Here is a 23953-nt window from a genome sequence, read left to right as displayed (position 1 = left end):
GCCTTTGAAGTGAATTGCAGTGAATCGATCAGATTCGGGACGACGACCCAAACATCTTACTGGGCAAGCCCCAATGTTCGACTGCGGCGACGAGCACGATCGATTCGCCCTCCGCGACATGTGCGTCGCATTCAGCCAGTGCGACGCACAAACGCAGCAATTTGAGCCGCAGCTCGCGGTCTTGTATCTCGCCCATCAGGTCGGCCAGCGTGCGCTCGTCCACCGGGCAGACGTCGGCCCACGTTAACTGGCCGCTCGAAAGCAAGTCTTCGCAGAAGGTGTCGAGCAGCGCATGCAATTCATGACGTGCCAGGCCCAGTTGCCCGTGGACGGCCAGGCGGTCGAGCCACTCGATCTCGTTTTCGCCGATGTCGCCATCGGCAACCAAGGTCAGCGCGATGACGCGTGCTGCGGCCTGCGGGCTGTTCACGGGATAGCTGCGCATCAGAAGTCTCCCTTGTTGGCGCTCGTCATGGTGTTCATGGTGTCGAATCCGGTGTGGTTTGGGCCCAGCGTTTCTGACCGGCGAGGCGTTGGCGCAGGCGGCGTGAGTCGTTCCCGCGGCGCAACACGCGCATGAGGAGCCGTGTGGCGCGCGCCAGCGCCTTGTCCAGCGCCGTGCGCCAGTCGCTCGCCACGGACGTGACGACCACAGACCCTGCGCCATCGGTCCGGAGTTCCACCTGGCAGAGCTTGTCAATGCCGCCACGGGGGCCATTCACGTCGGACATCTGTACTTCGGCGCGTGGCACCAGCCAGCCCATGCGCCGCAGCACAAAGCGCACGCGGCGCTCGGTGAGGTCGCGCAAATCGGTGGCTTGCGGATGGCGGGACTTGAAGAGTACTTGCATCACGGATCTCCATCAGTTGGGGGGCCAACAGAATGTAGGTATGCCCGCCGTTCTGAAAAAGCAGGCTTTTCCGAACATGCACATCGTATGAACCTGAACGGTTTGTATTTTCCTGAGTTGGAGTCTCGGAAAAGCCGCTTCTTCCCAAGTGGCGCCCGGATGCATATTTCAGTGCTGCTGGGCCCTTGTTGTTCACCCCGGGCTGGCTTACTTCATCGGAGATCCATCGTGCGAAGTTATCCCCACAACAGCCCAGAAGCCGCTGCGCGCATCGTCGCGTTGGTTCTCATCTCCGATGGTCATGTGTGCAGTTCCGAGTTCGACATCCTCGATCAGTTGGGGGCCGAGCGTGAACTCGGTCTGGAGCCCCAACTCCTGCCGCACATCGTTCACACGCTGTGCGACGACCTTCTGGCTGGCGGGTACGTTACAGCTACGCTGATGGACAACGTCGATGACAACGCCTTGGCGTCATTGATGGCTGAGATCTCGGATCTGGCGCTGCAAAGGACCGTTCTGCGCCTGGCCTTGGCCGCTGCCCGAGCAGACGGTCACCTGGCCGAAGGCGAAATCAGGGTCGTGGCGGCCGCGCAGCACCACTGGCAACTTGTCGATGGTGAGGCGCCGAGCGCCACGAAATCGAAGCGCCCCAATCAATGGCGTGCCGCAGCCACCACCTGCATCACCAGGGGGTGATGCTCGCCGCGCCGCGAGCGGATGGCGTGGATCTCTTCCTTCACGCCATCGCTGCTGCCCAGCAACCGAAGTCCGCGCATCAGGCCGACGTCGTCTGCTCCGAGCCGGCTGACCGGGAACACCCCAAGCCCGCGGGCCGCAAACACCGCCAGCAAGGCACTGTCCTCGAACTCGCCGACGATGCGCGGCCGCAGGCCCTGTGTCTCGAACCAATGGTCCAGCCTCGGGCGCAGGGCCGAGTGCCCGGTGGGCAGCAGCACCGGCAGGTCGTTCAGGCTTTGCGGGAAGCGCTCGCGCTCGCGCTTGCTGACCAGCCGGGCAGGGCCGTACCACTCGACCGGTGAATCGACAAGCCGCTCGCTGGTCAGGCGCAGGTTCGGGTTGTGCGGGGCCTCCTGGCCGGCCAGCACCAGGTCGAGCTGATGCAGCGCCAGTTCGCTGAGCAGTTGTTCGAACTCGCCCTCGTGGCAGACAAGCCGGAGGTGGGGGGTGCTCAACACGGGCTTAAGCAGTGCATGGGCGGCGAGCTTGGAGATGCCGTCGGAGAGCCCGACCGCCAGCCGGGCCTCCTTGCCGCTGGCCGCTTCACGCACCTGTTCGGGGATGGCCTGACCCAGCTCAAAGATCTTCTCGGCCAGCGCGAAGGCGGCCTGGCCCGCTTCAGTGAGGGCCACGCCACGGCCTGAAGGCTTGAGCAACTGGTGGCCCAGCGACTTTTCCAGCTCACGCACCTGTGCGCTGATGGTCTGCACCGCCATGTCCAGCCGCTCAGCGGCTCGGGCGAAGCCGCCTTCCTTCGTGACCACCCAGAAGTAATGAAGATGACGGTAGTTCAGCATGCATCCTCCGGCGCGGTAAAACGGTTTGTTCGAACCGTTTTCATCCAGGCAGGCCACGAACTCGACGCTGCCCGCTTGGCAGCCCAGGGTGATGGCCACGGGGTTCTGCGGCTTGGCCAGGCTCGATGGGCCTGGTGCGAATCGTCATGCCAGCAACCTGGCCAAGGCCGCGCTGGCGGTTTCTCCCACCTGCTGCAAAAAGTCCACGCCCATGTCGGCTGTGTAGCGGGTGGGGTCGGGCGAGCCCAGCACGAGCAGGCCGTAGGTTTGGCCCAGGTGGTGCAGCGGGATCATGGCCAACGAGGTGACGGTGCTGGCATCAGGCATCCACTTGGAAGCCTCGAAGCCGGCGTTGACGCCGCAATAGGGCAGGGTGAGGCTGGCGGCGAAACTGCGCACATCGTCGCTCACGGCTTGGGCGGTAGGCAGTTCGCGCAGGGCTTCGCGCACGGGCAGGGTGGGGGTGTCCCACACGCGCACGGCGGCTTGCGGGATCAGGAACTCGCGCTGCAGTTCGGTCAGCAGCACATTGGGCAGGGCGGCGTCGTCGTGCGTGATCAGCACTGAGCGCACCCAGTGGTGCAGGCGCTGGGCGATGGCCTCGTTCTCTTGGCTGTGGCGGATCATTTCCATGATCCGGCGCTCCAGGCCTTTGTTCTTGTCGCGCAGCATTTCCATCTGGCGCTCTTGCAGCGAGACCGCGCGCAGGCCGTGCGGGCTGGTCAGCTGCACGCTGGACAGCAACTGGGCGTGGCGCTCGAAGAAGCCGGGCGTGTGCACCAGGTAGTTGGCGATGTCGTCTTCGGTGATGCCTTGCAGGGGTGTCGTCATGGTGGCGTGGGGTGTTGGTTTGAGGCCGCGCGTTTACAGCGCGGGCACGTCGATTTCGCCGTCAAACACGGTGACTGCCGGGCCGGTCATCAGCACGGTGTGGCCGATGCCCGCCCACTGGATGGTCATCAAGCCGCCGCGCGTTTCAACGTCCACGGTGGCGTCCAGCCAGCCCAGGCGGATGCCGGCGACCACGGCGGCGCAGGCGCCCGAGCCGCAGGCCAGGGTCTCGCCCGAGCCACGCTCGTACACGCGCAGCTTGATGCGCGAGCGGCCCACCAGTTGCATGAAGCCAGCGTTGACGCGGCGGGGAAAGCGTTCGTGGCCTTCGATCTGCGGCCCGATCTCGCCCACGGGGGCGTGGTCGACATCGTCCACGCGCAGCACCGAGTGCGGGTTGCCCATCGACACCACGGCCACATCGACCGGGTAATCGGCCAAGGGCAGGGGCCACAGCTCGCCACCGTTGACCAGCTTGGGCGTGAGGCCGGTGCTGTTGAAAGGCACTTGCGCGGGCTCGAGGATGGGCTGGCCCATGTCCACGGTGACGCGGCCGTCGTCTTGCAACTGGGGCTCGATCACACCCAGCATGGTCTGCACGCGCAGGTGGGTTTTGGTGGTGAGCTGGTGGTCGTGCACATAGCGTGCGAAGCAGCGCGCGCCATTGCCGCACTGCTCAACCTCGCCGCCATCGGCGTTGATGATGCGGTAGGTGAAGTCGGTGTTCTGCTCTGCCGAGCCGGGCTCGACGATCAGGATCTGGTCGGCCCCGATGCCGAAACGCCGGTCGGCCAGAAAGCGGTATTGGGCCGCGCTCAATGGCAGCGGCCCGTGGGTGGCGTCGAGCACGATGAAATCGTTGCCCGCGCCGTGCATTTTGGTAAAGCGCAGCTTCATGAAAGAAGATTATCCGCCCGGCCGGGCTTCGTGCGCGTCAGGCAGGCCGAATGTCCACCTGGAAGCGCGCCACGGCGTCGTTCAAGCCCTGGGCTTGCAGGCGCAGGCTGGCGGCGGCGGCAGCCGATTGCTCGACCAGGGCGGCGTTCTGCTGCGTCATCTGGTCCAGTTGGCTCACCGATTCGCCCACGTGGCTGATGCCCTTGGCCTGCTGCTGGGTGGCCTCGGCGGTCTCGCCCATGGCCTGGGTGACGCGGCGGATGGCGTCCACGATCTCGGCCATGACGTTGCCGGCGTCTTTCACGCGCAGGGAGCCCACTTCCACGCGGTCGACCGACTGGCCGATCAGGCCCTTGATCTCTTTGGCGGCGTCGGCGCTGCGTTTGGCCAGCAAGCGCACCTCGCTGGCCAACACAGCAAAGCCCCGGCCCTGATCGCCAGCGCGGGCCGCTTCCACGGCGGCGTTCAAGGCCAGGATGTTGGTCTGGAAAGCGATGCCATCGATCACGCTGATGATGTCGCTGATCTGCTGCGAGGCCTTGCTGATGTCGGCCATCTGCAGCACCACGCTGTCGACCACCAGACCGCCTTGCTCGGCACGTTGGCAGGCGGTGTCGGCCAGCATGTTGGCCACGTTGGCCGATTGGGCTGACTGCGCCACGGTGGTGCTGAGCTGCTCCATGGACGAGGCCGTTTGCTGCAGGTTGGAGGCGGCCTGCTCGGTGCGGTCGGACAAATCCTGGTTGCCAGCGGCGATCTCGGTGCTCGCCACCAGCATGTTCTGCGGTGACTCGCGCACCGAGGCGACCATGGTGCGCAGCGAGCCCTGCATGTCCTTCATGCACAGCATCAGGCGTGCGATCTCGTCACGGCCGCGGGGGTTGATCTCTTGCGTCAGGTCGCCCAGGGCGATGGCCTTGGTGTGGGCTTCGGCGCGCTTGAGCGGGCCGGTCACCGAGGCGATGGTCAGGACCATCAGCGGCAGGAAGATCACGCCGGGCGACAACAACAACGCCCACAGCGACAGGATGGCGGTATTGGCGCTGCTGCTGACTTTGGCGCGGCGGACCTGGGCGAGTTGTTCGATGTCCAGGTTGAGCTTGGCCACGATGGCATCGACCGCATCGCCTTCGGCGCGTTGCGGTTCGCTCGATTGATAAGCCTCGGCGGGCGAGGTGATGGCCGAGGAGCCGATCAGTTCCAGCGTGGGGGACAGGCCCTTGCCGTAGCTTTGCAGCTTGGCCTCCACCGATTTGACTTGCTCGGCGATGGTGGCGGTGGGGGCCACTGTGGCCAGGTCTTGCGTGGCTTTCAGGCTGGCGGCCAGTGAGGTTTGCCAGGCTTTGATGTGGGTGGCGGCCGACACCGAATCGCCCGTGTTGATGATGGCTGATTTCTCGAAGCCGCGCAGTTGGCCCAGTTGCAGGGCCAGGGTGCTCATGCGCTGGGTGGCCGAGAACTCCTGGGTGGCAAAGGCGTCGAATTCGCCGCGCAGTTGCGACAACTGCCAGGTGGAGCCCGCGCCCACGATCAGGCCGATCACCACGACCAGGGCCATGCAGGCCAGCAGGCGGGCGCGGATGGAAAAGCCACGCAATGCCGTGATTCAGGGGGTCATGTTTTTATCTCCGACTGCAAATTCTTTGTCATTGCTTATATCGGACGATCGGCGCTTGGACTTGAGTGGGCCAAGCACGCCAACCCTCACGCTCAATAAACGCTGGGCTGCCCAGGCGGCCTGGTCTTGAATCGCTTGTGCACCCACAAATACTGCGCCGGCCGCTTCAAAATCTCAGCCTCGATGATGCGGTTCAGCCGCGCCGTGTCAGCCTCGGCATCTGTGGTGGGGAAGTCTTTGATCGGCGGCAAAAAGTGGATGCGCCAGCCCTGGCCGCCCGGCAGCGTCTCGGCGATCACTGGCTGCACCACCATGTTCAGCATGCGGGCCATGCGGGAGGGCGCCAATAGCGTGGCCGCCGACACGCCAAAAAATGGCACAAAAGCCGCGTCCTTGGCCCCAAAGTCCATGTCGGGCAGGTTGAAGAAGCCTCGCCCCGCCTTGATCGCGCGGAACAGCGGCTTGACCGAATCGCTGCGCGGGAAAATCTCGGCATCGCCCAAGCGCAGGCGGCCGCGCTTCATGGCGGCGTCGATCAGCGGATTGCTCTGCGTCTGGTAGATGGACGCACCGGGGCGCTTTTGCTGCAGCAAGATGGACGCGCCGGCCACGTCCAACCCAACGAAATGCGGGCACAACCACATGGTGGCGCGGCCGGTGGTTTGATATTCACGCTCGGCCAGCCCGATGTCACCTTCAACCTGGATCAGGCGTTTGATGCGTTCGGGCGGCGCGTACCAAAACAAGGCGCGCTCCAGCAGGCTGCGGCCCAGCCAGCGGAAATGCTCTTTGACCAGGGCACGGCGCTTGGCCTCGGGCATCTCGGGGAAGCACAGCGCCAGGTTGCGCAGCGCGATCCTGCGGCGCGAACCGGCCAGGGGGTGCAGCAAGGCGCCCAAGCCCCGCCCCAGCGCGGCCAGCACCGGCAGGGGCAGCCACGACAGCAGCCACAGCAGGCCCAGGGCCAGTCGAACGCCCAAGCCCTTCACGCGGCGGGGTCCTTGGCGGGCGGGCTGGTCAGCATTTTGGCCTTGGGCTGCTTGTAGCGGTTGTAGCCCCAAAGGTATTGCTGGGGGCATTGCATGATCAAGGCTTCCAATTCACGGTTCAGTGCGGCGGCAGATTGGGCCGGATCGCCTTGCTGCACGGCCTGGGCCAAAGCAGCGCCGATCGCTTGCACGTGAATAACGAAGTCAGCGCCCACTTTTCGGCGTTGCCAGAAATCAAGCCGCTCACCCCTCAACCAAACCAGGTTGGCCCCGGTCTGGTGGGCCAGCTTGGTGGCCATGGTCATGGTGTAGGCGGGCGTGCCAAAAAACGGGGCCCATGCGCCCATGCCCTCGGGCGGCACCTGGTCGGGCAGCATGCCCAGGGTCTGCCCGCTTTTCAAGGCCCGCAGCAACTGCCGCACGCCACTGAGCGTGGCCGGCGCCGAGTTGAGGTGCTGGCGGTTGCGCGAATGGACCAAAATGGTGGCCAGCCAGGCCTGCTTGGCCGGTCGGTACAAGGCGGTCATGGGCTGCACCGCGCCGAAGCGCTCCGCGTAGGCCTGCGCGCAGATCTCGAAGCAACCCATGTGCGGTGACAACACCACCACGCCTTTGCCCTTGGCCAGGGCTTGATCGACCACCTCGGGGTGAACCCAGTGCACCCGATCACCCAGCATCATGCCGGCTGGGCGGCCCCAAAAGCGCGGCAATTCGGCCACCATGCGCCCTGCGTGGGCCACGGCCGACCAGCGTTGCGACGCGCTCAAACCCGCCTTGTCGGTGTGGGCTTTGAGGCGTTTGCGGTAGGACGGCGACAGCGCGTAGGTGATCCAGCCCAGGGCCGCACCCAGGGGATGCAGCACGCCGAGCGGCCAACCGGCCAGCAAGAAAAACAAGCGAGACATGGGCCGCGATGTTACTTGGCGAGGCAGGCTATTCTGGTGCCCTGTTCACGCGAAAGGAGACAGCATGATCTTGTGCGCGGATATCGGTGCCACCAAAACCTTGCTGGGCCTGGCCCTGCTTGACGCGGCGGGCCGACCGCAGGTCGTGGCCTCGAAGCGGTATGTGGCCGCGCGGGTAACCTCGTTCGAAGACATGCTGGACGGCTTCCTGGCGGACCATGCCGGCCACCTGAGCCAGCCCTTGCGCGCTGCGTGTTTCGGCGTGGCCGGCCCGGTCAATGGTGATGTGGTGCAGATGACCAACCTGTCTTGGCGCCTGGACGCCACCGCCTTGGGCCGGCGGCTTGGCGGCATCCCCGTGCGCCTGGCCAATGATTTTGAGGCGGCGGCCAGCGGCATCGATGGCCTTTCGCCGGGCGACTTGGTGTGTTTGCAGGCCGGCCAGCCTGTGCCCGGTGCGCCTCAACTGGTGATCGGGGCAGGCTCGGGCCTGGGTGTGGCGTTTCGCATCTGGCAGAAGACGCCGACAGGGCGGGCCGAGGATGGGCGCTACCAGGTGGTGACCGGCGAGGGCGGCCACTTTGGCTTCACGCCCATCAACGCCGAACAGGACCGCGCTTTGATGCGCTTGCGGGCGCATGTGGTCCGGCCCGTGGCAGAGCACTTTGTGTCGGGCCCAGGCTTGGCCAATTTCTACACCTTCCTGGACACCGACGAAGGCGGCAAGGCCTTGACCAAGGACGACCATGCGGTGGCCACCGCCAGCAACCCCGACGGCCTGACCGGCGAAGAAATCTGCCGCCGCGCGGTGCAGGATGGCGAGCCCCGCGCGCTGCACGCCTTGCACCACTTCCTGCTGTCGTATGGCGTGGTGGCGGGTGACTACGCGCTGGCCACGCTGGCCAAGGGCGGCGTGTTCCTGGCTGGGGGCATCGCGCAAAAGCTGGGGCCTGTGATGCAGGACGGGCGCTTCATGGTGGGCTTCCGGCAGAAGGGGCCTTACGCGGACCTGATGGCCACCCTCCCCGTCCACGTGGTCAATGAGCCCGATTTGGGCCTGTTGGGCGCGGCCGCGATGGGCGCGTTGATGTTGCTTTGATGGCGCGCTGGTTTAACCGGTGCGAGTCATTTTTACCGGCTTGCCCTCAGCGCAGCAACGCCAGCATCTTCTGCAGCATGGTGGCCACTTCCGAGTGCGTGTCCAGGTAATAACGGGCGCGTGACAGGGGGTCTTCGCGCCCTATGCGCACGGTCAACCAGTGCGGCTCGGCGCTTTCAAAGGCGGACTCGTCGTTCAGGTCATCACCCGTGAACATGGCGGCGCCCGATTGCGAGCGTTTGACCAGCATGGCCACGGCATCGCCCTTGTCAGGCGCATCGGCGGCCACCACGTTGACCACGCATTTGCCGCCGAAGCTGGTCAGTGCCGGGTCCAGTCCGCGCAGCAGGGTTTCGATGGTGACCAGGGCGGCGTCCCGATCCCGCGCCAGGCGGTAGTGCAAGGCCAGCGAGTGGCGTTTGTCTTCGACCTGGATGCCGACAGAGCTCAGCGCTGCTTCATGCGCTTCGATCTTGACGCGCAGTGCATTAAGTTTATCGGTCAGGGCGGTGTAGACCTCGGGCGGCAACTGAGGTTGCTCGGGGTCTTCGGCGCCGTGGTTGCCAATGATGTAGTGCGGATCAAAGCCCAGGCGGGGCGCGACATCGTCCACGCTGCGGCCGGTGACGATGGCCACAGGCAAATGCTCGGCCAGTTGCGCCAGGCGCTGGGCCACGCCGATCGACACGCGGGCATCGTCGGGCTTGGTCACGATGGGTGCCAGCGTGCCGTCGAAATCAAAAGCCAGCAAAGGGCGCCGTTGCATCACGGCTTCAAGGGCCAGCTGGCCTGGGGGGGTGAACAGATGGTGCTTCATGTCAGCCAGGCTGGTGCCGCTGCACGCGCGCCTCGATCCTTTCTCTCAGGCGCCAGCGGCCCGCGTCGGTCAGCATGCGGCCGGCCCAGCGGTAGACGTTGAACTCGCGCACGGTCATGCGCAGGCTGCCCATGCGTTCACGCTGTTCTGCCTCGGGCATGGTGAGGGCGCGTTGCAAGGCATCGGCGGTTTCTTCCACATGGTAGGGGTTCACGATCAAGGCCTGGCTCATTTCTCGGGCAGCGCCTGCAAAGCGGCTCAGGATCAGCACGCCGCGCTCGTCATCGCGGGCTGCCACAAACTCTTTGCACACCAGGTTCATGCCATCGTGCAGGCTGGTGACCATGCAGGCGTCGGCGGCCCGGTACAGCTCGTACAACGAGGCCTGGTCGTGGTGCACGGCCAGCAGGTGAACAGGCTTGTAGCCTTCGAATCCGAAGCGCTTGTTGACGCGCTCGGTCAAGGCGTGGATGCGCTCCTGGAAGGATTTGTACTCTTCCAGCGAGCCGCGCGAAGGCGCTGCGATCTGCACGAACGATAACTGGCCGATCCACTCGGGGTGTTTCTCCAGCAGGCGTTCCACCGCGTGGATGCGCTCCAGGATGCCCTTGGTGTAGTCGAAGCGGTCCACGCCGATGGCGATGCGGTGGTCGGGCGGCAGGCCCAACCGGGCCAGCACGTTTTGGCGGCATTGCGCCACCGGCAGCCACGAGGCCTGCGTTTGCTCGGAGGGCCACTCGATCGAGATGGGGTAGCTCTCCACAAAGGTGCTGTCATCGTGGAAAGAGATGGTCGAGTGCTCGTGCTCAATGCGGGCCTCCAGATACCGGTCCACCGTCTCGATGAAATTCTTGCAGTGAAAGCGCGTGTGAAAACCCAGGATGGTGCTGCCCAGCATGCCTTCCAGGATCTCCTGCCGCCAGGGGCAGATGCCGAAGGACTCGGGGTTGGGCCAGGGGATGTGCCAGAAGGTCAGGATGGTGGCGCGCGGCAGCTTCTTGCGGATCATCGCGGGCAGCAGGGCGAAGTGGTAATCCTGCACCAGCACGACCGGGTCTTCGCTGCGGGCTTCGGCCACCACGGCATCGGCAAAGCGCTGGTTGACGGCGCGGTAGTGCTCCCAATCTGATTCGCGGAACACGGGGCGAACGTGGGCCACATGGCACAGCGGCCACAGGCCTTCGTTGGCAAAGCCGTAGTAGTAGCCCTTTTCTTCTTCCTCGCTGAGCCACAGGCGGCGCAGCGTGTACTCGTGTTTGCCGGGCGGCACCAGCACGCGGTCGTGGGCATCGACCACCTCGGCATCGGCGCTGCCACTGCCATGGGCGATCCAGGTGCCCGAACAGGCGCGCAGCAAAGGCTCGACGGCGGTCACCAAACCACTGGCCGGGCGCTTGACCACGATGTCATCGCCCACCTTGTCGTGGATGTAGGGCTCGCGGTTGGCCACCACGATCAATTGGTCGCCGCGCAACTGGGTGCGCAGCAGCGCGCGCAGGCGCTCCGGGTTCCATTCGGTTTCGGGGCCCAGTGAGCGGCGGTACTCGTCTTCCAGGTCGCGCAGGCGGGCGCGCAGGTCGGCGGCGAAGGGCGCCAGCTCGGGCGCGGCCGACGACATCAGCGGGCTGATCAGGCCTTCACCGCGCAACAAGGCCCGCGCGCCCGAGACCCAGCCGCGCCAGCTTAACTGCGCCACCACCACGGTGATCAGGGCGATGATGCCGCCCAGCCCGGCGATCAGGATGATCAGGTACTTTTGCGTGTCCTGGCTGCGGTGCTCCACAAAGCTCAGGTCTTGCAGCAGGATGAGTTGCGCGATGGGTCCCGTCTCGTCGGTGACGGGGTAAAAACCCACATGGGCCGGTCCGCCTTCGATGCGGATCTGGGGCTCGTCTTGTTGGCCAATGACCTCGGCCCTGGCGCAGGTCAATGAGCGGGGAAAGCCCGGTGAGCGGCGCAGCAACTCGCCATCCAGCGAGCACAGGCCGATGCCCACCAGGCGCTCGTCCTGCACCACGCGGTTGAACAGCGATTGCATGCGCGAACTGCCGGGCTCTTGCAGCCCTTCGGCGATCGAGTCGGACAGGGTTTTGGTGACCAGCGATCCCCGCAGGTTCAGGTCGCGCGAAAACCAGCGCAGGGTCAGGCGGTCCATCAGGGGCACCGCCAGGTAGGCCGCGGCAATGAGCGTCAAAACCAGCGGCACCAGAAAGCGAAGCTGGAGGCGCAATGTGTTCATCAAGGATGCCGAAGAATGTGGTTGTGTCCAGAAGGGCAATCGGCGTGCCCGGTGTGTGAAAGGGTGCGGTCTGTTTCAACCAACCGGTGGCGCTTGCCCGTGTTCAGGGGTGGGGGAGCGTTGTTGGGGTGAGGGTGGTCGGCCCAGGGTGTCCTCGGCATCAGCATGGGCCGTGCTGGGCAGCGGCTTGTCAATCTCGGCGCGGACGCGGGGCAGGTAGTCTGGGTAGTCGCGTTGCATCACCACCATCAGCTCTTCGCGGATCAGGCAGCGCAGGTCCCAGGATTTGCCCGAGTCGCCGCTGCTGATCAGGCAGCGCAGCTGCATGGCCTTCTCGCTGAAATCCGTCACCTGGATCAGGCACACGCGCCCATCCCACAGGGGCGACATCTCGCACACGGCCTGCATGGCGTTGCGCAAAGGTTGCAAAGGCATGCGGTAGTCCAGCCACAAAAACACCGTGCCCAGGATGTTGGCGCTGTTGCGCGTCCAGTTTTGAAAGGGGTGCTCGATCCACCATTGCAAGGGCACGATGAGGCGGCGCTCGTCCCAGATTTTGACCACCACGTAGGTGCTGTTGATCTCTTCGATGGTGCCCCATTCGCCGTCAACAATGACCACATCGTCCAGGCGGATCGGCTGGCTGAACGCGATCTGCAAACCGGCCATCAGGTTGCCCAGCACCGGCCGCGCCGCCAGGCCCGCCGCGATGCCGACCACGCCGGCCGAGGCCAGCAAGCTGGTGCCGATCTGGCGCACATCGGGGATGGTCATCAAGGCCAGGCTGAAGCCGATCAGCCCGATGCCCGAGACCGCCAGGCGCGTCACCACCTGGGTTTGCGTCTGGATGCGGCGCGCCATCAGGTTGTCGCTGGCATCGGTGCGGTGCGCCATCACGATGGCTTGGCCGAAGCCGCGCGCCATGCGCATCAACAGCCAGGTGAACGAGGCGATCAGCACGATGGTGGTGGCTTGCCGCACCAGGGCGATGTGGGCCAGGTCGTCGGGTGCGCCGCGCAGCACGAACTGCAAGGCCAGCAGCGGCAGCATGATGCCGGCGGGTTTGCGGGCCGCCTGCGCGACCGCCGAAGCCGGCTTGGAGTGCGCGGTGCCACGCTGGACGATGGCCGCGCTACTGAAGAAGATCAGCCAGGCCACGGTCATGGCGATGGCGGCTGAAAGAAAGGTGAGGGCCCAGGGCGACAGGTTCAGGTCCATGCGAACCGACAGCAATCGGTGTGCCTTTTGGCGGGTGTTTCCGGGTTTTATCCAGGGAAACGCCCGAGGGTGATCCATTACACTGCCTCCATCGCCGAGTTAAAGGAACAACTTGCGGGGCGATTCATAAATGCCGCTAAAGCGTTCGCCGCTTGTTCGAAAGATCTTCAAGCCCGGCGACGCAGCCAGTCTTGAACTTTTATCTTTTGGAGCACACACCGTGGCGAACGACTTCCTCTTCACATCCGAATCCGTCTCTGAAGGCCACCCCGACAAGGTCGCCGACCAGATCTCGGACGCCATCCTCGACGCCATCTTTGAGCAAGACCCCCGCTCACGCGTGGCCGCTGAAACGCTGTGCAACACCGGCTTGGTGGTGTTGGCCGGTGAGATCACCACCAACGCGCACGTTGATTACATCCAGGTGGCCCGCGACACCATCAAGCGCATCGGCTACGACAACACCGACTACGGCATCGACTACAAAGGTTGCGCCGTGCTGGTGGCCTACGACAAGCAGCCCAACGACACAGCCCAGGGCGTGGACCACGCGTCTGATGACCACCTGAACATCGGCGCTGGCGACCAGGGCCTGATGTTCGGCTACGCCTGCAACGAGACGCCCGAGCTGATGCCCGCGCCCATCTATTACGCGCACCGCCTGGTCGAGCGCCAAGCCCAGCTGCGCAAGGATGGCCGCCTGCCTTTCCTGCGCCCGGATGCCAAGAGCCAGGTCACCATGCGCTATGTGGATGGCAAGCCCCACAGCATCGACACCGTGGTGCTGTCCACCCAGCACGACCCGGATCAATCCGAGACGCAACACAAGATGAAGGCCTCGTTCAATGAAGCCATCATTGAAGAGCTGATCAAGCCCGTGCTGCCCAAGGAATGGTTGAAAGACACCAAGTTCCTGATCAACCCCACTGGCCGTTTCGTCATCGGCGGCCCGCAAGGCGACTGTGGCCTGACCGGCCGCAAGATCATCGTGGACACCTACGGCGGCGCTTGCCCCCACGGTGGTGGCGCGTTCAGCGGCAAGGATCCTTCCAAGGTGGACCGCTCGGCCGCTTAGGCCGCCCGCTACGTGGCCAAGAACATCGTGGCCGCTGGCCTGGCCAAGCAGTGCCAGATCCAGGTGGCTTACGCCATTGGCGTGGCCCGCCCCATGAACGTGACGGTGTACACCGAAGGCACGGGCGTGATCAGCGACGAGAAGCTGTCCGAACTGGTGCAAGAGCACTTCGACCTGCGCCCCAAGGGCATCATCCTGATGCTGGACCTGCTGCGCCCGATCTACACCAAGACGGCTGCTTACGGCCACTTTGGCCGCGAAGAGCCTGAGTTCACCTGGGAGCGCACGGACAAGGCGGCGTTGCTGCGGGACGCGGCTGGCCTGTGATCTGAGCGTTCTGCACTGAGGGAATAGGGCATCGGCGACGATGCCCTTTCTTTTTGGTGCTTTCCCGCTGGCCAGTCGCTTTACGATGGTCAGCATCATGCGCAAGAAAATACAAATCGGGCAGTTGCGGGTCGGCATGTTCATCGACGAAGTCGTGGGCTCGTGGCTGAACAATCCTTTCTGGAAGTCGGCCGTCATGTTGACCGACGCGAATCAGCTCGCGCAGCTCAGAACAAGTCCCATCAAGGAGGTCTGGATCGACGTGAGCAAGGGCCTCGACGTGGACGACGATGTCCATGTGATCGATGGCGTGGAGTTCACGGCGGGGCCCGCCCAGGCGATCGACGAACCCGTGGTGACCCAGGCCAGTGCGATCGCTCTGCCCACCGTGTCCTTGCAGGAGGAGGTGGCCCGCGCTGGCCGCATCTGCGACAAGGCCAAGGGCGCCATGAAGACCATGTTCCAGGACGTGCGCATGGGCAAGGCCATCGATGCCGAGCACTGCCTGCCCATCGTGGACGACATCACCCAGTCGGTGCAGCGCAACCCTGGCGCCATCGTCAGCCTGGCGCGCTTGAAGACCAGCGACGACTACACCTACATGCACTCGGTGGCGGTGTGCGCCTTGATGGTGGCGCTGTCGCAGCAGCTCAAGCTGTCGGCCGACGACACGCGCGAAGCAGGCCTGGCTGGCTTGCTGCACGACCTGGGCAAAAGTGCCATGCCCATCGAGGTGTTGAACAAACCCGGCAAGCTGACCGAGGCCGAGTTCACCATCATGAAGAGCCACCCCGAAGCGGGCCACCGCATGCTGATGGAGGGCCGGGGCGTGGGCCCAATCCCGATGGACGTGTGCCTGCACCACCATGAAAAAATCAACGGCCTGGGCTACCCGCATGGCCTGAAGGGCGATGAAATCAGCCTGTTCGCCAAGATGGGCGCGGTCTGCGATGTCTACGACGCCATCACGTCCAACCGGCCCTACAAATCAGGCTGGGACCCGGCAGAGTCCATCCTGCGCATGGCGCAGTGGGGCAGGGAGGGGCACTTTGACGAACGCATCCTGCAGGCCTTCATCCGCAGCATTGGCATCTACCCCACCGGGTCGTTGGTGAAGTTGAAATCAGGCCGTCTGGGCGTGGTGGTGGAGCAAGGCCCGCAATCCCTGTTGGCACCGCTGGTCAAGGTATTTTTCTCGACCAAGTCCAATCAGCGCATCGTGCCCGAGCTACTGAACCTGGGCCTGCCCAGTTGCTCGGACCAGATCGTGTCGCGCGAATCACCGGCGGTCTGGAACTTCCCTGATCTGGACGAGCTGTGGGTGTCTTGATGAGGCAGCTCACTGCCAAGCCCAATTGGCGGTAACCCACGCGCCGCGCCTGGGCCCCTGGCACACCTCGTTGGTGCCGTTGACGGCTTCAACATGGCCCCGGTCGGTCACATTGAGCACCGATGTCCAGGTGCTCATGCCGCTTCACATTTTAAAGCATGGCTTGAACGCCATTTTGGTGAAGCGTGAGTTGCATCCACTGCCCTGAGTTGATTGGCCTTTGGCCTACAGGTTGGGGGGCCCTGAAACCCCCACCTGCTCCGTCCTTACTGATTCGACAAACTCAGCCCCGCGTGCTCACGCAGCGGATGAAAGTGGATGTTCGGGTGCCGCTCTTGCGTCAAGCGCAGGTCGTAAGCCGAGGTCATCATGTAGGCCAAGGTATTGGCCGCGTCATGGGCCAGTTTGCTGGCGTTCTCGTCGGTGAACTTTTTCAAGTCGGCCGCTGAATCAGAGGTGATCCAGCGCGCCCCCACAAAACGGCAAGGCATCAGGCGGATGTCGACGCTGTACTCGCCCTTCAGGCGGTGTTGCACCACTTCAAACTGCAATTGCCCCACGGCGCCCAGCAACATCGAACCGCCCACATCGGGTCGGAACACCTGAATGGCGCCTTCTTCGCCCAACTGCATCAATCCAGCCTGCAACTGCTTGCTTTTCATGGGATTGGCCAATTCCACCGTCTGGAACAGCTCGGGCGCGAAGAAAGGCAGGCCGGTGTACTGCAGGGTCACGCCATCGGTGATGGTGTCGCCCAGTTGCACGCCGCCGTGCGTGGTGAAACCAATGATGTCGCCCGCATAGGCCTCGTCAACCGCTTCACGGCGCTGCGACAAGAAAGTCACCACCGAAGTGGGCCGCAACTCTTTGGCCGAGCGCTGCACTTTCAGCTTCATGCCCGGCTCGTACTTGCCGGAGCACACGCGCACAAAAGCGATGCGGTCACGGTGGGATGGGTCCATGTTGGCCTGCACCTTGAAGACCACGCCGGAGAAGTTGGCTGCATCGGGCTGGACCTCGGTGGTCGAGCCGTCTTTTTCGGTCGACAGGCGCAGGCGGGGCGAGGGCGCCAGGTCGACCAGCGCGTCCAGGATTTCTTGCACGCCAAAGTTGTTCACGGCCGAGCCGAAGAACACGGGCGTTTGCTTGGCGGCCAAAAACAATTCCAGGTCGAAGGCGGGGGCGGCGCCGGCCATCAGCGCCATGTCTTGCTCGGCCAGCTCCCAATCGTGGCCAAAGCGGTCGTGCAGCTTGGCGCGGTCGCTCAAGGGCACGGTCTCGTCCTCGCCGCCGCGTTTGTCGGCGCCCGCATCAAACAGCCGCATGCTTTGCGTGCGCAGGTTGACGATGCCGCCAAACTGCTTTCCTTGGCCCACGGGCCAGGTCATGGGCACACAGGGCATGCCCAGCTCGGCCTCGACTTCATCCAGCAGGGTGACGGGGTCGCGGCCCTCGCGGTCCATCTTGTTGACGAAGGTGATGATGGGCGTGTCGCGCTGGCGGCAAACCTCGATCAGGCGGCGGGTTTGCGCTTCGACGCCGTTGGCCGCGTCGATCACCATCAGGGCCGAATCGACCGCCGTGAGCACGCGGTAGGTGTCTTCCGAAAAGTCCTTGTGGCCGGGGGTGTCGAGCAGGTTGACCACGTGGTCGCGGTACAGCATCTGCATCACGCTGGAGGCCACCGAGATGCCGCGCTGCTTTTCGATTTCCATCCAGTCGGAGGTGGCGTGGCGCGTGGCCTTGCGCGCTTTCACGCTGCCGGCAATGTGGATGGCGCCCGAGAACAGCAGCAGCTTTTCCGTCAACGTGGTTTTACCGGCGTCGGGGTGGGAAATGATGGCAAATGTGCGGCGGCGCCTCACCTCGTCTTGAATTGAGTCTATGGCCATGGCAGTGGAATTTCGAATAGCTACGCAGTGATGATCTGTATTGTCCTCGATTGCTTTGGACACCAGATTGAGGCAATCGTCTGATAGTGCCTTGGGCGCAAGTTAACTTCTATAAAGTGCTCTTAAGAGCTTATTTGGCTTGATTTCGGCCACGCAAACGTGCTACCTTGAAGACAAAGGTGCCCGCATGACCGCCCGAACCAAGCTTTTGACCACCCCCCCTTATGCCGTCGAGCAATCGCTCAAACGCCTCGGCGCAGACCTGCGCACGGCACGGCTGCGCCGCAACCTGACGATTGAAGACGTGGCCGGCAAGATCGGGACAGGCCTGAGAACTGTCTCAGATGCAGAAAAAGGCAAACCGTCCACCACGGTTGCCGTGTACACGGCCATTCTCTGGGCGCTGGATCTGCTTTCGCAGCTCGATGAGGTCGCGCGTCCGGAGAACGACGCGGAAGGCCAGTCGCTCGCGCTTGCAAAAGAGCGCGGCCGGGCTCGCGCGAGGACGGAGCTGAGCAATGACTTCTGAGGCGCCCGGCGAGTGCTTTGTCTACATCACCCTGCCCGGCCAGACCGAGCCAGTGACGGCTGGGCGCTTCGCGCTCGATGTGGATCGTCGCGGCATCCCCGAAGGTCGCTTTGTCTATGGCCGCAGCTACCTTGCACGGCAGAACGCCCTGCCCCTCGATCCGGTCGAGCTGAAGCTGTCGGAGCGGGTGTATTCAACGCTGGCGCTGAATGGCGTCTTTGGCGCGCTCCGCGATGCCAGCCCCGATTTTTGGGGCCGACGCGTCATTCAACGGCACTTGGGCAGAGCGCAGCCCGGCGAGCTTGAATACTTGCTGTATTCCCCGGACGACAGGGCCGGGGCACTGGGCTTCGGTCTTAACCAGCAACCCCCGGCTCCCAGGCGCAGCTTTAACCAGACGTTGGACCTTGAGAAGGTGCAGGCGACAGCCGACGCCATCATGGCTGAGCAGGAGTGGCCAGCGGACGCCATCAAGGAACAGGTCGGCCATCTGTTACTGATCGGCACCTCCATGGGCGGTGCGCGACCAAAAGCCGTTGTTGAAGATGCGGGCGGTCTCTGGATCGCCAAGTTCAACGTCGCCACCGACCCCTGGAACAGCGCGCGTGTCGAGCACGCCATGCTCGTGCTGGCGCGCTCATGCGGTTTGACCACCGCCGAGAGCCGCGTAATCAAGGTGGCTGGACGCGATGTGCTGCTTGTCAAACGTTTTGACCGTGAGAAGACCGACGCGGGATATCAGCGCGCCCGGATGATCAGCGCCCTGACGCTCCTGCGAGCCGAAGACAACTACCAGGCCAGAGACCGCTGGTCTTACATGCGATTGGTTGAGGAGTTGCGTCGCGCCTCGTCCGAGCCCAAGGCCAATGCGATTGAACTGTACCGAAGGATGTGCTTCAACGCGCTGATCTCGAACATTGACGACCATCCACGCAATCACGCATTGATCGCCAAGGACAAGGACTGGAAGCTGTCACCGGCCTATGACTTGACCCCGGCAGTACCGGTCAGCATCGAACGCCGAGACCTGGCGATGGAGTGTGGCGACGCCGGACGCTTTGCCAATGCCAAGAATTTGCTCTCGCAGAGCGAACGGTTCCTGCTGGAGCGCGAGCAGGCGGGCGGCATGATTGATCAGATGGCCGCCCAGGTCAGCCAAACCTGGTTCGCCACAGCGCGCGAGTGCGGCGTCAGCGTCGCCGACTGCGGCAGGATTGCAGGTGCGTTTGCTTACGAAGGCTTCTGGCAATCATCGTTTTGAGGCGTTTGCCAGTCCGCATGGTTGGGCAAGGCTCAAATTGTCCCACCCCGTATATTTTTATGGCACACCGTGCCCAACGGTTTTATACTGAGGCTTCCTTTCGAGGAGCGTTGCAAGGTCACCCTGACCCCAGGCTCGAAAGTGTCTCCCCTGCAACCGCGCTCACCCGCATGTGTCCCGCTGGGTGAGTTGTCTTTTCCCCCCTCCTCCCTGGCAGTCCTGCGGCTTCAAATCAATGTTGCTTGAAGGAAATTCGCCATGAGCGCACAAAAACTGATCACTGACCACAAGGGCGTCGATTGCGTCGTCGCCGACATGTCCCAAGCCGCCTGGGGCCGCAAAGAAATCCTGATCGCCGAGCACGAAATGCCCGCGCTGATGGTCATCCGTGCCGAATACGCTGCCCAGCAGATCCTCAAGGGCGCGCGCATCACCGGCTCGCTGCACATGACCATTCAAACGGCCGTGCTGGTTGAGACCCTGCAAGCCCTGGGCGCCCAAGTGCGCTGGGCGTCGTGCAACATCTACTCAACGCAAGACCACGCTGCCGCCGCCCTGGTTGAGGCCGGCACCCCCGTGTTCGCCTACAAGGGCGAGTCGCTCGAAGAGTACTGGGATTACACCCACCGCATCTTTGAATTCGGCGGCAAGGGCACCGAAGGCGAAGGCCCCAACATGATCCTGGACGACGGCGGCGATGCCACGATGCTGATGCATCTGGGCAAGCAAGCCGAAAAAGACCTGGGCGTGCTGGCCAAGCCCGGCAGCGAAGAAGAACGCATCCTGTTTGCCGCCATCAAGGCCAAGCTGGCCGTGGACAACACCTGGTACAGCCGCAAGGCCGCCCAGATCATCGGCGTGACCGAAGAAACCACGACCGGCGTGCACCGCCTGAACGAAATGTCCGTCAAGGGCACCTTGCTGTTCCGCGCCATCAACGTGAACGACTCGGTCACCAAGTCCAAGTTTGACAATTTGTATGGCTGCCGCGAATCGCTGGTTGATGGCATCAAGCGCGCCACCGACGTGATGATCGCTGGCAAGGTCGCCGTGGTGGCTGGCTACGGGGACGTGGGCAAGGGCTCGGCCCAAGCTTTGCGCGCACTGTCTGCCCAGGTCTGGGTCACCGAGATCGACCCCATCAACGCCCTGCAGGCCGCGATGGAAGGCTACCGCGTCGTGACCATGGACTGGGCCGCCGACAAGGCCGACATCTTCGTCACCAGCACCGGCAACAAGAGCGTGATCACCTTCAAGCACATGGCGGCGATGAAGAACAACGCCATCGTTTGCAACATCGGCCACTTCGACAACGAAATCGACGTCGCCGAGCTGGAAACGCAGTGCCAGTGGGAAGAGATCAAGCCCCAGGTCGACCACGTCATCTTCAAGGATGGCAAGCGCATCATCCTGCTGGCCAAGGGCCGCTTGGTGAACCTGGGCTGCGGCACGGGTCACCCCAGCTACGTGATGTCGTCCAGCTTTGCCAACCAGACCATCGCCCAGATCGAGTTGTTCGCCCACAAGGACGCCTACGACAACGGCAAGGTCTACGTGTTGCCCAAGCACCTGGACGAAAAAGTCGCCCTGCTGCAGTTGACCACCCTGAACGCCCAGCTCACCGAGCTGACCGACGAGCAAGCCGCCTACATCGGCGTGCCTAAGACTGGCCCTTACAAGCCTGATACCTACCGCTATTGATGTTTCAAAGTAACTGATGCCCAGAGCCGATCAACTCATGGTCGCGGGTGGGCATGCGCCCACCCGCTCCGCCGCCCACCGACTGATTGACGCCAGCGCCGCGCAATGGCTCAGCCCCAAAGGCTGGACCACCTTGCGCAAAGCTGGTGAAGATCTGCCTGAGGGCACGCAGTTCCGTGTCACCAACGATGCGGAACTGCGCTGGGTATCACGTGCCGGGCTCAAGCTCGAAGGCGCGCTGGCCCACATCAACCTGAACGTGTCCGACTGGCGCTGCCTGGACGTGGGCCAGAGCACCGGTGGCTTCACCGACGTGCTGCTGGCCAACGGCGCCAGCCAGGTCGTGGGGGTGGACGTTGGCCATGGCCAATTGCACGCCCGCCTTCAAGACGACACCCGTGTGGTGTCGCTGGAAGAGGTGCATGCCCGTGAGCTTGACAAGAGCACCTTGCGCGAACACGCCCCGGCCGATGGCTTTGACCTGATCGTGGCCGACCTGTCCTTCATCTCGCTGGCCACCGTGGTGCCGCACCTCAAGACCTGGCTCAAGCCGGGCGGCCATGTGCTGATGCTGATCAAGCCCCAGTTCGAGGTGGGCAAGGGCAACGTCGGCAAGGGTGGCTTGGTCAAGGACCCGGCCTTGCATGCCCGCGCCCGAGACATGGTGCGCCGGGCCTGCACCGACCTGGGTTGGACCGTGCACAAGGGCTTCAACAGCCCGATCGAGGGTGGCGACGGTAACCAGGAGTTCTTCATCTGGGCGTCCTCGCCCTCGGCCCCTTGAGCCTCCCTTGAAAGTCTGAAAAAGCATGAGCACGCTTGCCCCTACTTCCCTGCCGTTGAGCTTCGAGTTCTTTCCGCCCAAGACGCCGGAAGGTTTTGACAAGCTGGCGGCCGTGCGCCAGCAGCTGTACCCGCTCAAGCCGCATTACTGCTCCGTCACCTATGGCGCGGGCGGCTCGACGCAAGATGGCACCATCCAGACCGTGCGGTCCATCCTGGCCGAAGGTTTTGATGCGGCGCCACACTTCTCGTGCATCGGTGCCAGCCGGGCCGGTGTGCGCGAGCAACTGGCGCAGTTTGCGTCGCAGGGCATCCGCCGCCTGGTGGCTTTGCGGGGCGATCTGCCCAGTGGCTACGGCGGCTTTGGCGAGTTCCGCTACGCCAGCGAGCTGGTGGCCTACATCCGCGAGGAAACCGGCGATCACTTCCACATCGAAGTGGCGGCCTACCCCGAAATGCACCCCCAGGCCCGCAATCCGCAGGCCGACCTGGATGCTTTCGTGACCAAGGTCAAGGCGGGCGCCAATGTGGCCCTGACCCAGTACTTTTTCAACGCCGACGCCTATTTCCGTTTTGTGGACGACGCGGCCAAACGCGGCGTCAGCATCCCCATCATCCCGGGGATCATGCCGATCACCAACTCCACCCAGCTCATGCGTTTTTCAGACGCGTGTGGCGCCGAAATCCCCCGTTGGATCCGTTCGCGCCTGGAGGGCTATGGCGACGACAAGGCCTCGATTCAGGCCTTTGGCCTGGACGTGGTGGCCGAGCTGTGTGAAAGGCTGCGCCGTGCCGGTGTGCCCGGCCTGCACTTTTACACGATGAACCAGTCGACCTCGGTGCTGGCCTTGTGCCAACGACTGGGTTGGTGATCGGCGCTCGTGACAATTTCACGAGCTTGTATAAACGACGTTACGGTTGACCTTGAAATCACCCCTCGTTCGGGGGGTGATTAAGGGTCTTCGATATAAAAATCCCGGGCTTGGGAAGGCAAGATTTGCTCAACCTGCTAAAAGCGCAGGGCTTGAACAGCAAGCATGACAGCCATCTCAAACCAAACGAAGGTGAACAAATGAACGTTTTCAACATCAAGCTGACTCAAATGGCCGCCGTGGCCCTGCTGGCCGCTTCGGCCCTGTCGACCGCCCAAGCCGCGGTGTTCGCGGCCCCCACCCAAGCCAACCTGACGTTGGGCGTTGACATCGTCAAAGTGCTGGGTTCGGTCACCATCACCCCCCTGGGCGGTGCGAGCTACGGCAACAACGTGCTGTCGGAATCCTTCAGCTCGGTCTCCACCAGCGGTTCGGGTGCGTCCTTCAGCCTTCAGGGCCTGACCCCCTCCAACGCCGGTTTCGCCATCGTCACGGCCGCTACGGCGACGAATCCATCCGTGTCGCTGAACATCACCGCGCTGAGCTTTGACACGGTCACCAAGGGCATGAACGCCAACCTGTCGGTCAACGGCGTGCAAGCCTACTCCGGTCTGTTCCTGCAAGGCACCACTTATTCGGTGACCGAGGCTTTCAACGCTGCCGCCGGCACGGGTTTCATTCAAACTGGCGAGTTGAAGCTGACCGCGAATTCGGCCACGGCTCTGCTGTCGGCTCTGGGTCAACCAACCTACCTGGCCGCGTTCATCACGCCCGTGTCTTTCGGCACCCTGACAGTTGACGTCACCGCCCCAGCCGTGCCGGAACCCAGCACCTACGCGCTGATGGGCATGGGCCTGGTGGGCATGGCTCTGGTTGCTCGCAAGCGTCGCCAAGCCTGATCGCAGACGCCACCTTCAGGCGGCACGGTCAAAAAACAAAAGCCGAAGGTGCATGCCTTCGGCTTTTTTCATTCCGTCAGCACACAAAGCAAGGGCACGTCGTGCGCCTCGGGTTGCAGAGCTTGGGCATTGAGCTGGCCGATCGCCCATGACACGCCAATCGCCGTGATATCCGGATTGGCCGCCAAGTAGCGGTCAAAATAGCCGCCACCGTAGCCCAGTCGGTAGCCATCCGGGGTGAATCCCACGCATGGAACCAAGACCACATCAGGTTGGCAAGGCTGT

23 protein-coding genes, 1 pseudogene and 1 riboswitch are annotated in these 23953 nt (G+C 63.6%); of the genes and pseudogenes, 10 read left to right on the top strand and 14 right to left on the bottom strand.

Annotation, left to right across the window (positions count from 1 at the left end; genetic code table 11):
• Positions 1 to 28: 28 nt before the first annotated feature.
• Together H7225_RS05170 and H7225_RS05165 are read right to left on the bottom strand one after the other, a co-directional pair.
• On the bottom strand, positions 29 to 445 hold the full coding sequence (locus H7225_RS05170) for a TerB family tellurite resistance protein (protein WP_290659717.1): 417 nt from the start codon (positions 443 to 445) through the stop codon (positions 29 to 31).
• Positions 446 to 479: 34 nt separating this feature from the next.
• Positions 480 to 851 (bottom strand): HPF/RaiA family ribosome-associated protein, encoded by a 372-nt coding sequence (locus H7225_RS05165; protein ID WP_290659716.1) that lies wholly within the window; start codon positions 849 to 851, stop codon positions 480 to 482.
• A gap of 228 nt (positions 852 to 1079) precedes the next feature.
• Here H7225_RS05165 and H7225_RS05160 point away from each other — a divergent pair, with 228 nt between their 5' ends.
• Positions 1080 to 1547: a TerB family tellurite resistance protein gene (locus H7225_RS05160; protein WP_290659715.1), complete on the top strand. Its 468-nt coding sequence runs from the start codon at positions 1080 to 1082 to the stop codon at positions 1545 to 1547.
• Here the strand turns inward: H7225_RS05160 and H7225_RS05155 are convergent.
• The 6 genes from H7225_RS05155 to H7225_RS05130 form a co-directional block, all read right to left on the bottom strand.
• Entirely contained in the window at positions 1505 to 2386 is an 882-nt protein-coding gene (locus H7225_RS05155) for a LysR family transcriptional regulator (RefSeq protein WP_290659731.1), read from the bottom strand. The genes H7225_RS05160 and H7225_RS05155 overlap by 43 nt on opposite strands.
• A gap of 144 nt (positions 2387 to 2530) precedes the next feature.
• Positions 2531 to 3217, bottom strand: coding sequence for a DUF484 family protein (locus H7225_RS05150; protein ID WP_290659714.1), 687 nt, complete (start codon positions 3215 to 3217; stop codon positions 2531 to 2533).
• A 33-nt stretch (positions 3218 to 3250) separates the two neighbouring features.
• The gene (gene dapF / locus H7225_RS05145; RefSeq protein WP_290659713.1) at positions 3251 to 4114 is read right to left on the bottom strand and encodes a diaminopimelate epimerase; all 864 of its coding nucleotides are present in this window, start codon (positions 4112 to 4114) and stop codon (positions 3251 to 3253) included.
• A gap of 37 nt (positions 4115 to 4151) precedes the next feature.
• Positions 4152 to 5711: a methyl-accepting chemotaxis protein gene (locus H7225_RS05140; protein WP_290659712.1), complete on the bottom strand. Its 1560-nt coding sequence runs from the start codon at positions 5709 to 5711 to the stop codon at positions 4152 to 4154.
• Between the two features lie 113 nt (positions 5712 to 5824).
• Positions 5825 to 6721: a lipid A biosynthesis acyltransferase gene (locus H7225_RS05135; RefSeq protein WP_290659711.1), complete on the bottom strand. Its 897-nt coding sequence runs from the start codon at positions 6719 to 6721 to the stop codon at positions 5825 to 5827.
• The gene (locus H7225_RS05130) at positions 6718 to 7626 is read right to left on the bottom strand and encodes a lysophospholipid acyltransferase family protein (protein WP_290659710.1); all 909 of its coding nucleotides are present in this window, start codon (positions 7624 to 7626) and stop codon (positions 6718 to 6720) included. Before H7225_RS05130 ends, H7225_RS05135 begins: the two co-directional genes overlap by 4 nt.
• 64 nt (positions 7627 to 7690) lie before the next feature.
• Between H7225_RS05130 and glk the strand changes: the two genes are divergently transcribed.
• Positions 7691 to 8725, top strand: a complete 1035-nt coding sequence (gene glk, locus H7225_RS05125; protein WP_290659709.1) for a glucokinase — start codon at positions 7691 to 7693, stop codon at positions 8723 to 8725.
• Positions 8726 to 8771: 46 nt separating this feature from the next.
• On the opposite strand, the gene otsB is transcribed toward glk, so the two are convergent.
• The 3 genes from otsB to H7225_RS05110 all read right to left on the bottom strand — a co-directional run bounded on the left by otsB (position 8772) and on the right by H7225_RS05110 (position 13014).
• Positions 8772 to 9542, bottom strand: coding sequence for a trehalose-phosphatase (gene otsB, locus H7225_RS05120; protein ID WP_290659708.1), 771 nt, complete (start codon positions 9540 to 9542; stop codon positions 8772 to 8774).
• A 1-nt stretch (position 9543) separates the two neighbouring features.
• Positions 9544 to 11781: a trehalose-6-phosphate synthase gene (locus tag H7225_RS05115; RefSeq protein ID WP_290659707.1), complete on the bottom strand. Its 2238-nt coding sequence runs from the start codon at positions 11779 to 11781 to the stop codon at positions 9544 to 9546.
• Between the two features lie 75 nt (positions 11782 to 11856).
• Positions 11857 to 13014, bottom strand: a complete 1158-nt coding sequence (locus H7225_RS05110) for a mechanosensitive ion channel domain-containing protein (protein ID WP_290659706.1) — start codon at positions 13012 to 13014, stop codon at positions 11857 to 11859.
• 205 nt (positions 13015 to 13219) lie between these two features.
• On the opposite strand from H7225_RS05110, the pseudogene metK reads away from it, so the two are divergent.
• Positions 13220 to 14401: pseudogene (metK, locus tag H7225_RS05105) on the top strand (methionine adenosyltransferase).
• A 97-nt stretch (positions 14402 to 14498) separates the two neighbouring features.
• Positions 14499 to 15731 carry an HD-GYP domain-containing protein gene (locus H7225_RS05100; RefSeq protein WP_290659705.1) on the top strand — a complete coding sequence of 411 codons (1233 nt, stop codon included), beginning with the start codon at positions 14499 to 14501 and terminating at the stop codon, positions 15729 to 15731.
• A 9-nt stretch (positions 15732 to 15740) separates the two neighbouring features.
• On the opposite strand, the gene H7225_RS05095 is transcribed toward H7225_RS05100, so the two are convergent.
• Both H7225_RS05095 and H7225_RS05090 read right to left on the bottom strand, forming a co-directional pair.
• Complete coding sequence (locus H7225_RS05095) at positions 15741 to 15869, bottom strand: hypothetical protein (protein WP_290659704.1); 129 nt, start codon at positions 15867 to 15869, stop codon at positions 15741 to 15743.
• Positions 15870 to 15997: 128 nt separating this feature from the next.
• Complete coding sequence (locus H7225_RS05090; protein ID WP_290659703.1) at positions 15998 to 17623, bottom strand: peptide chain release factor 3; 1626 nt, start codon at positions 17621 to 17623, stop codon at positions 15998 to 16000.
• A gap of 187 nt (positions 17624 to 17810) precedes the next feature.
• On the opposite strand from H7225_RS05090, the gene H7225_RS05085 reads away from it, so the two are divergent.
• From H7225_RS05085 to H7225_RS05060, 6 genes are all read left to right on the top strand, one after another.
• A complete protein-coding gene (locus tag H7225_RS05085) occupies positions 17811 to 18152 on the top strand; it encodes a helix-turn-helix transcriptional regulator (protein ID WP_290659702.1) in 342 nt (113 codons plus the stop codon).
• Positions 18142 to 19413 (top strand): type II toxin-antitoxin system HipA family toxin, encoded by a 1272-nt coding sequence (locus H7225_RS05080; protein WP_290659701.1) that lies wholly within the window; start codon positions 18142 to 18144, stop codon positions 19411 to 19413. The genes H7225_RS05085 and H7225_RS05080 overlap by 11 nt, the downstream gene beginning before the upstream one ends.
• 96 nt (positions 19414 to 19509) lie before the next feature.
• Positions 19510 to 19584: riboswitch (S-adenosyl-L-homocysteine riboswitch) on the top strand.
• Between the two features lie 87 nt (positions 19585 to 19671).
• Entirely contained in the window at positions 19672 to 21114 is a 1443-nt protein-coding gene (ahcY, locus tag H7225_RS05075) for an adenosylhomocysteinase (RefSeq protein ID WP_290659700.1), read from the top strand.
• Positions 21115 to 21130: 16 nt separating this feature from the next.
• Positions 21131 to 21898 carry a TlyA family RNA methyltransferase gene (locus tag H7225_RS05070; protein WP_290659699.1) on the top strand — a complete coding sequence of 256 codons (768 nt, stop codon included), beginning with the start codon at positions 21131 to 21133 and terminating at the stop codon, positions 21896 to 21898.
• 25 nt (positions 21899 to 21923) lie between these two features.
• Complete coding sequence (metF, locus tag H7225_RS05065; protein WP_290659698.1) at positions 21924 to 22769, top strand: methylenetetrahydrofolate reductase [NAD(P)H]; 846 nt, start codon at positions 21924 to 21926, stop codon at positions 22767 to 22769.
• Positions 22770 to 22969: 200 nt separating this feature from the next.
• Entirely contained in the window at positions 22970 to 23668 is a 699-nt protein-coding gene (locus H7225_RS05060; RefSeq protein ID WP_290659697.1) for a PEP-CTERM sorting domain-containing protein, read from the top strand.
• A gap of 68 nt (positions 23669 to 23736) precedes the next feature.
• Here the strand turns inward: H7225_RS05060 and H7225_RS05055 are convergent.
• A partial coding sequence (locus H7225_RS05055) for a 5-formyltetrahydrofolate cyclo-ligase (RefSeq protein ID WP_290659696.1) occupies positions 23737 to 23953 on the bottom strand: 217 nt, incomplete at its 5' end.

The sequence above is a fragment of the Aquabacterium sp. genome, assembly GCF_014378415.1.
Lineage (GTDB): Bacteria > Pseudomonadota > Gammaproteobacteria > Burkholderiales > Burkholderiaceae_C > Aquabacterium.
The sequence above is the reverse complement of the archived record's forward strand: the minus strand, read 5'-3'. Positions and strand labels throughout refer to the sequence as shown.

Coding starts and splice junctions, on each gene's coding strand:
- H7225_RS05170 (WP_290659717.1), bottom strand. CDS start 445: ATGCGCAGCTATCCCGTGAACAGCCCGCAGGCCGCAGCACGCGTCATC.
- H7225_RS05165 (WP_290659716.1), bottom strand. CDS start 851: ATGCAAGTACTCTTCAAGTCCCGCCATCCGCAAGCCACCGATTTGCGC.
- H7225_RS05155 (WP_290659731.1), bottom strand. CDS start 2,386: ATGCTGAACTACCGTCATCTTCATTACTTCTGGGTGGTCACGAAGGAA.
- H7225_RS05150 (WP_290659714.1), bottom strand. CDS start 3,217: ATGACGACACCCCTGCAAGGCATCACCGAAGACGACATCGCCAACTAC.
- dapF (WP_290659713.1), bottom strand. CDS start 4,114: ATGAAGCTGCGCTTTACCAAAATGCACGGCGCGGGCAACGATTTCATC.
- H7225_RS05130 (WP_290659710.1), bottom strand. CDS start 7,626: ATGTCTCGCTTGTTTTTCTTGCTGGCCGGTTGGCCGCTCGGCGTGCTG.
- glk (WP_290659709.1), top strand. CDS start 7,691: ATGATCTTGTGCGCGGATATCGGTGCCACCAAAACCTTGCTGGGCCTG.
- otsB (WP_290659708.1), bottom strand. CDS start 9,542: ATGAAGCACCATCTGTTCACCCCCCCAGGCCAGCTGGCCCTTGAAGCC.
- H7225_RS05115 (WP_290659707.1), bottom strand. CDS start 11,781: ATGAACACATTGCGCCTCCAGCTTCGCTTTCTGGTGCCGCTGGTTTTG.
- H7225_RS05100 (WP_290659705.1), top strand. CDS start 14,499: ATGCGCAAGAAAATACAAATCGGGCAGTTGCGGGTCGGCATGTTCATC.
- H7225_RS05095 (WP_290659704.1), bottom strand. CDS start 15,869: ATGAGCACCTGGACATCGGTGCTCAATGTGACCGACCGGGGCCATGTT.
- H7225_RS05090 (WP_290659703.1), bottom strand. CDS start 17,623: ATGGCCATAGACTCAATTCAAGACGAGGTGAGGCGCCGCCGCACATTT.
- H7225_RS05085 (WP_290659702.1), top strand. CDS start 17,811: ATGACCGCCCGAACCAAGCTTTTGACCACCCCCCCTTATGCCGTCGAG.
- H7225_RS05080 (WP_290659701.1), top strand. CDS start 18,142: ATGACTTCTGAGGCGCCCGGCGAGTGCTTTGTCTACATCACCCTGCCC.
- ahcY (WP_290659700.1), top strand. CDS start 19,672: ATGAGCGCACAAAAACTGATCACTGACCACAAGGGCGTCGATTGCGTC.
- H7225_RS05070 (WP_290659699.1), top strand. CDS start 21,131: ATGCCCAGAGCCGATCAACTCATGGTCGCGGGTGGGCATGCGCCCACC.
- metF (WP_290659698.1), top strand. CDS start 21,924: ATGAGCACGCTTGCCCCTACTTCCCTGCCGTTGAGCTTCGAGTTCTTT.
- H7225_RS05060 (WP_290659697.1), top strand. CDS start 22,970: ATGAACGTTTTCAACATCAAGCTGACTCAAATGGCCGCCGTGGCCCTG.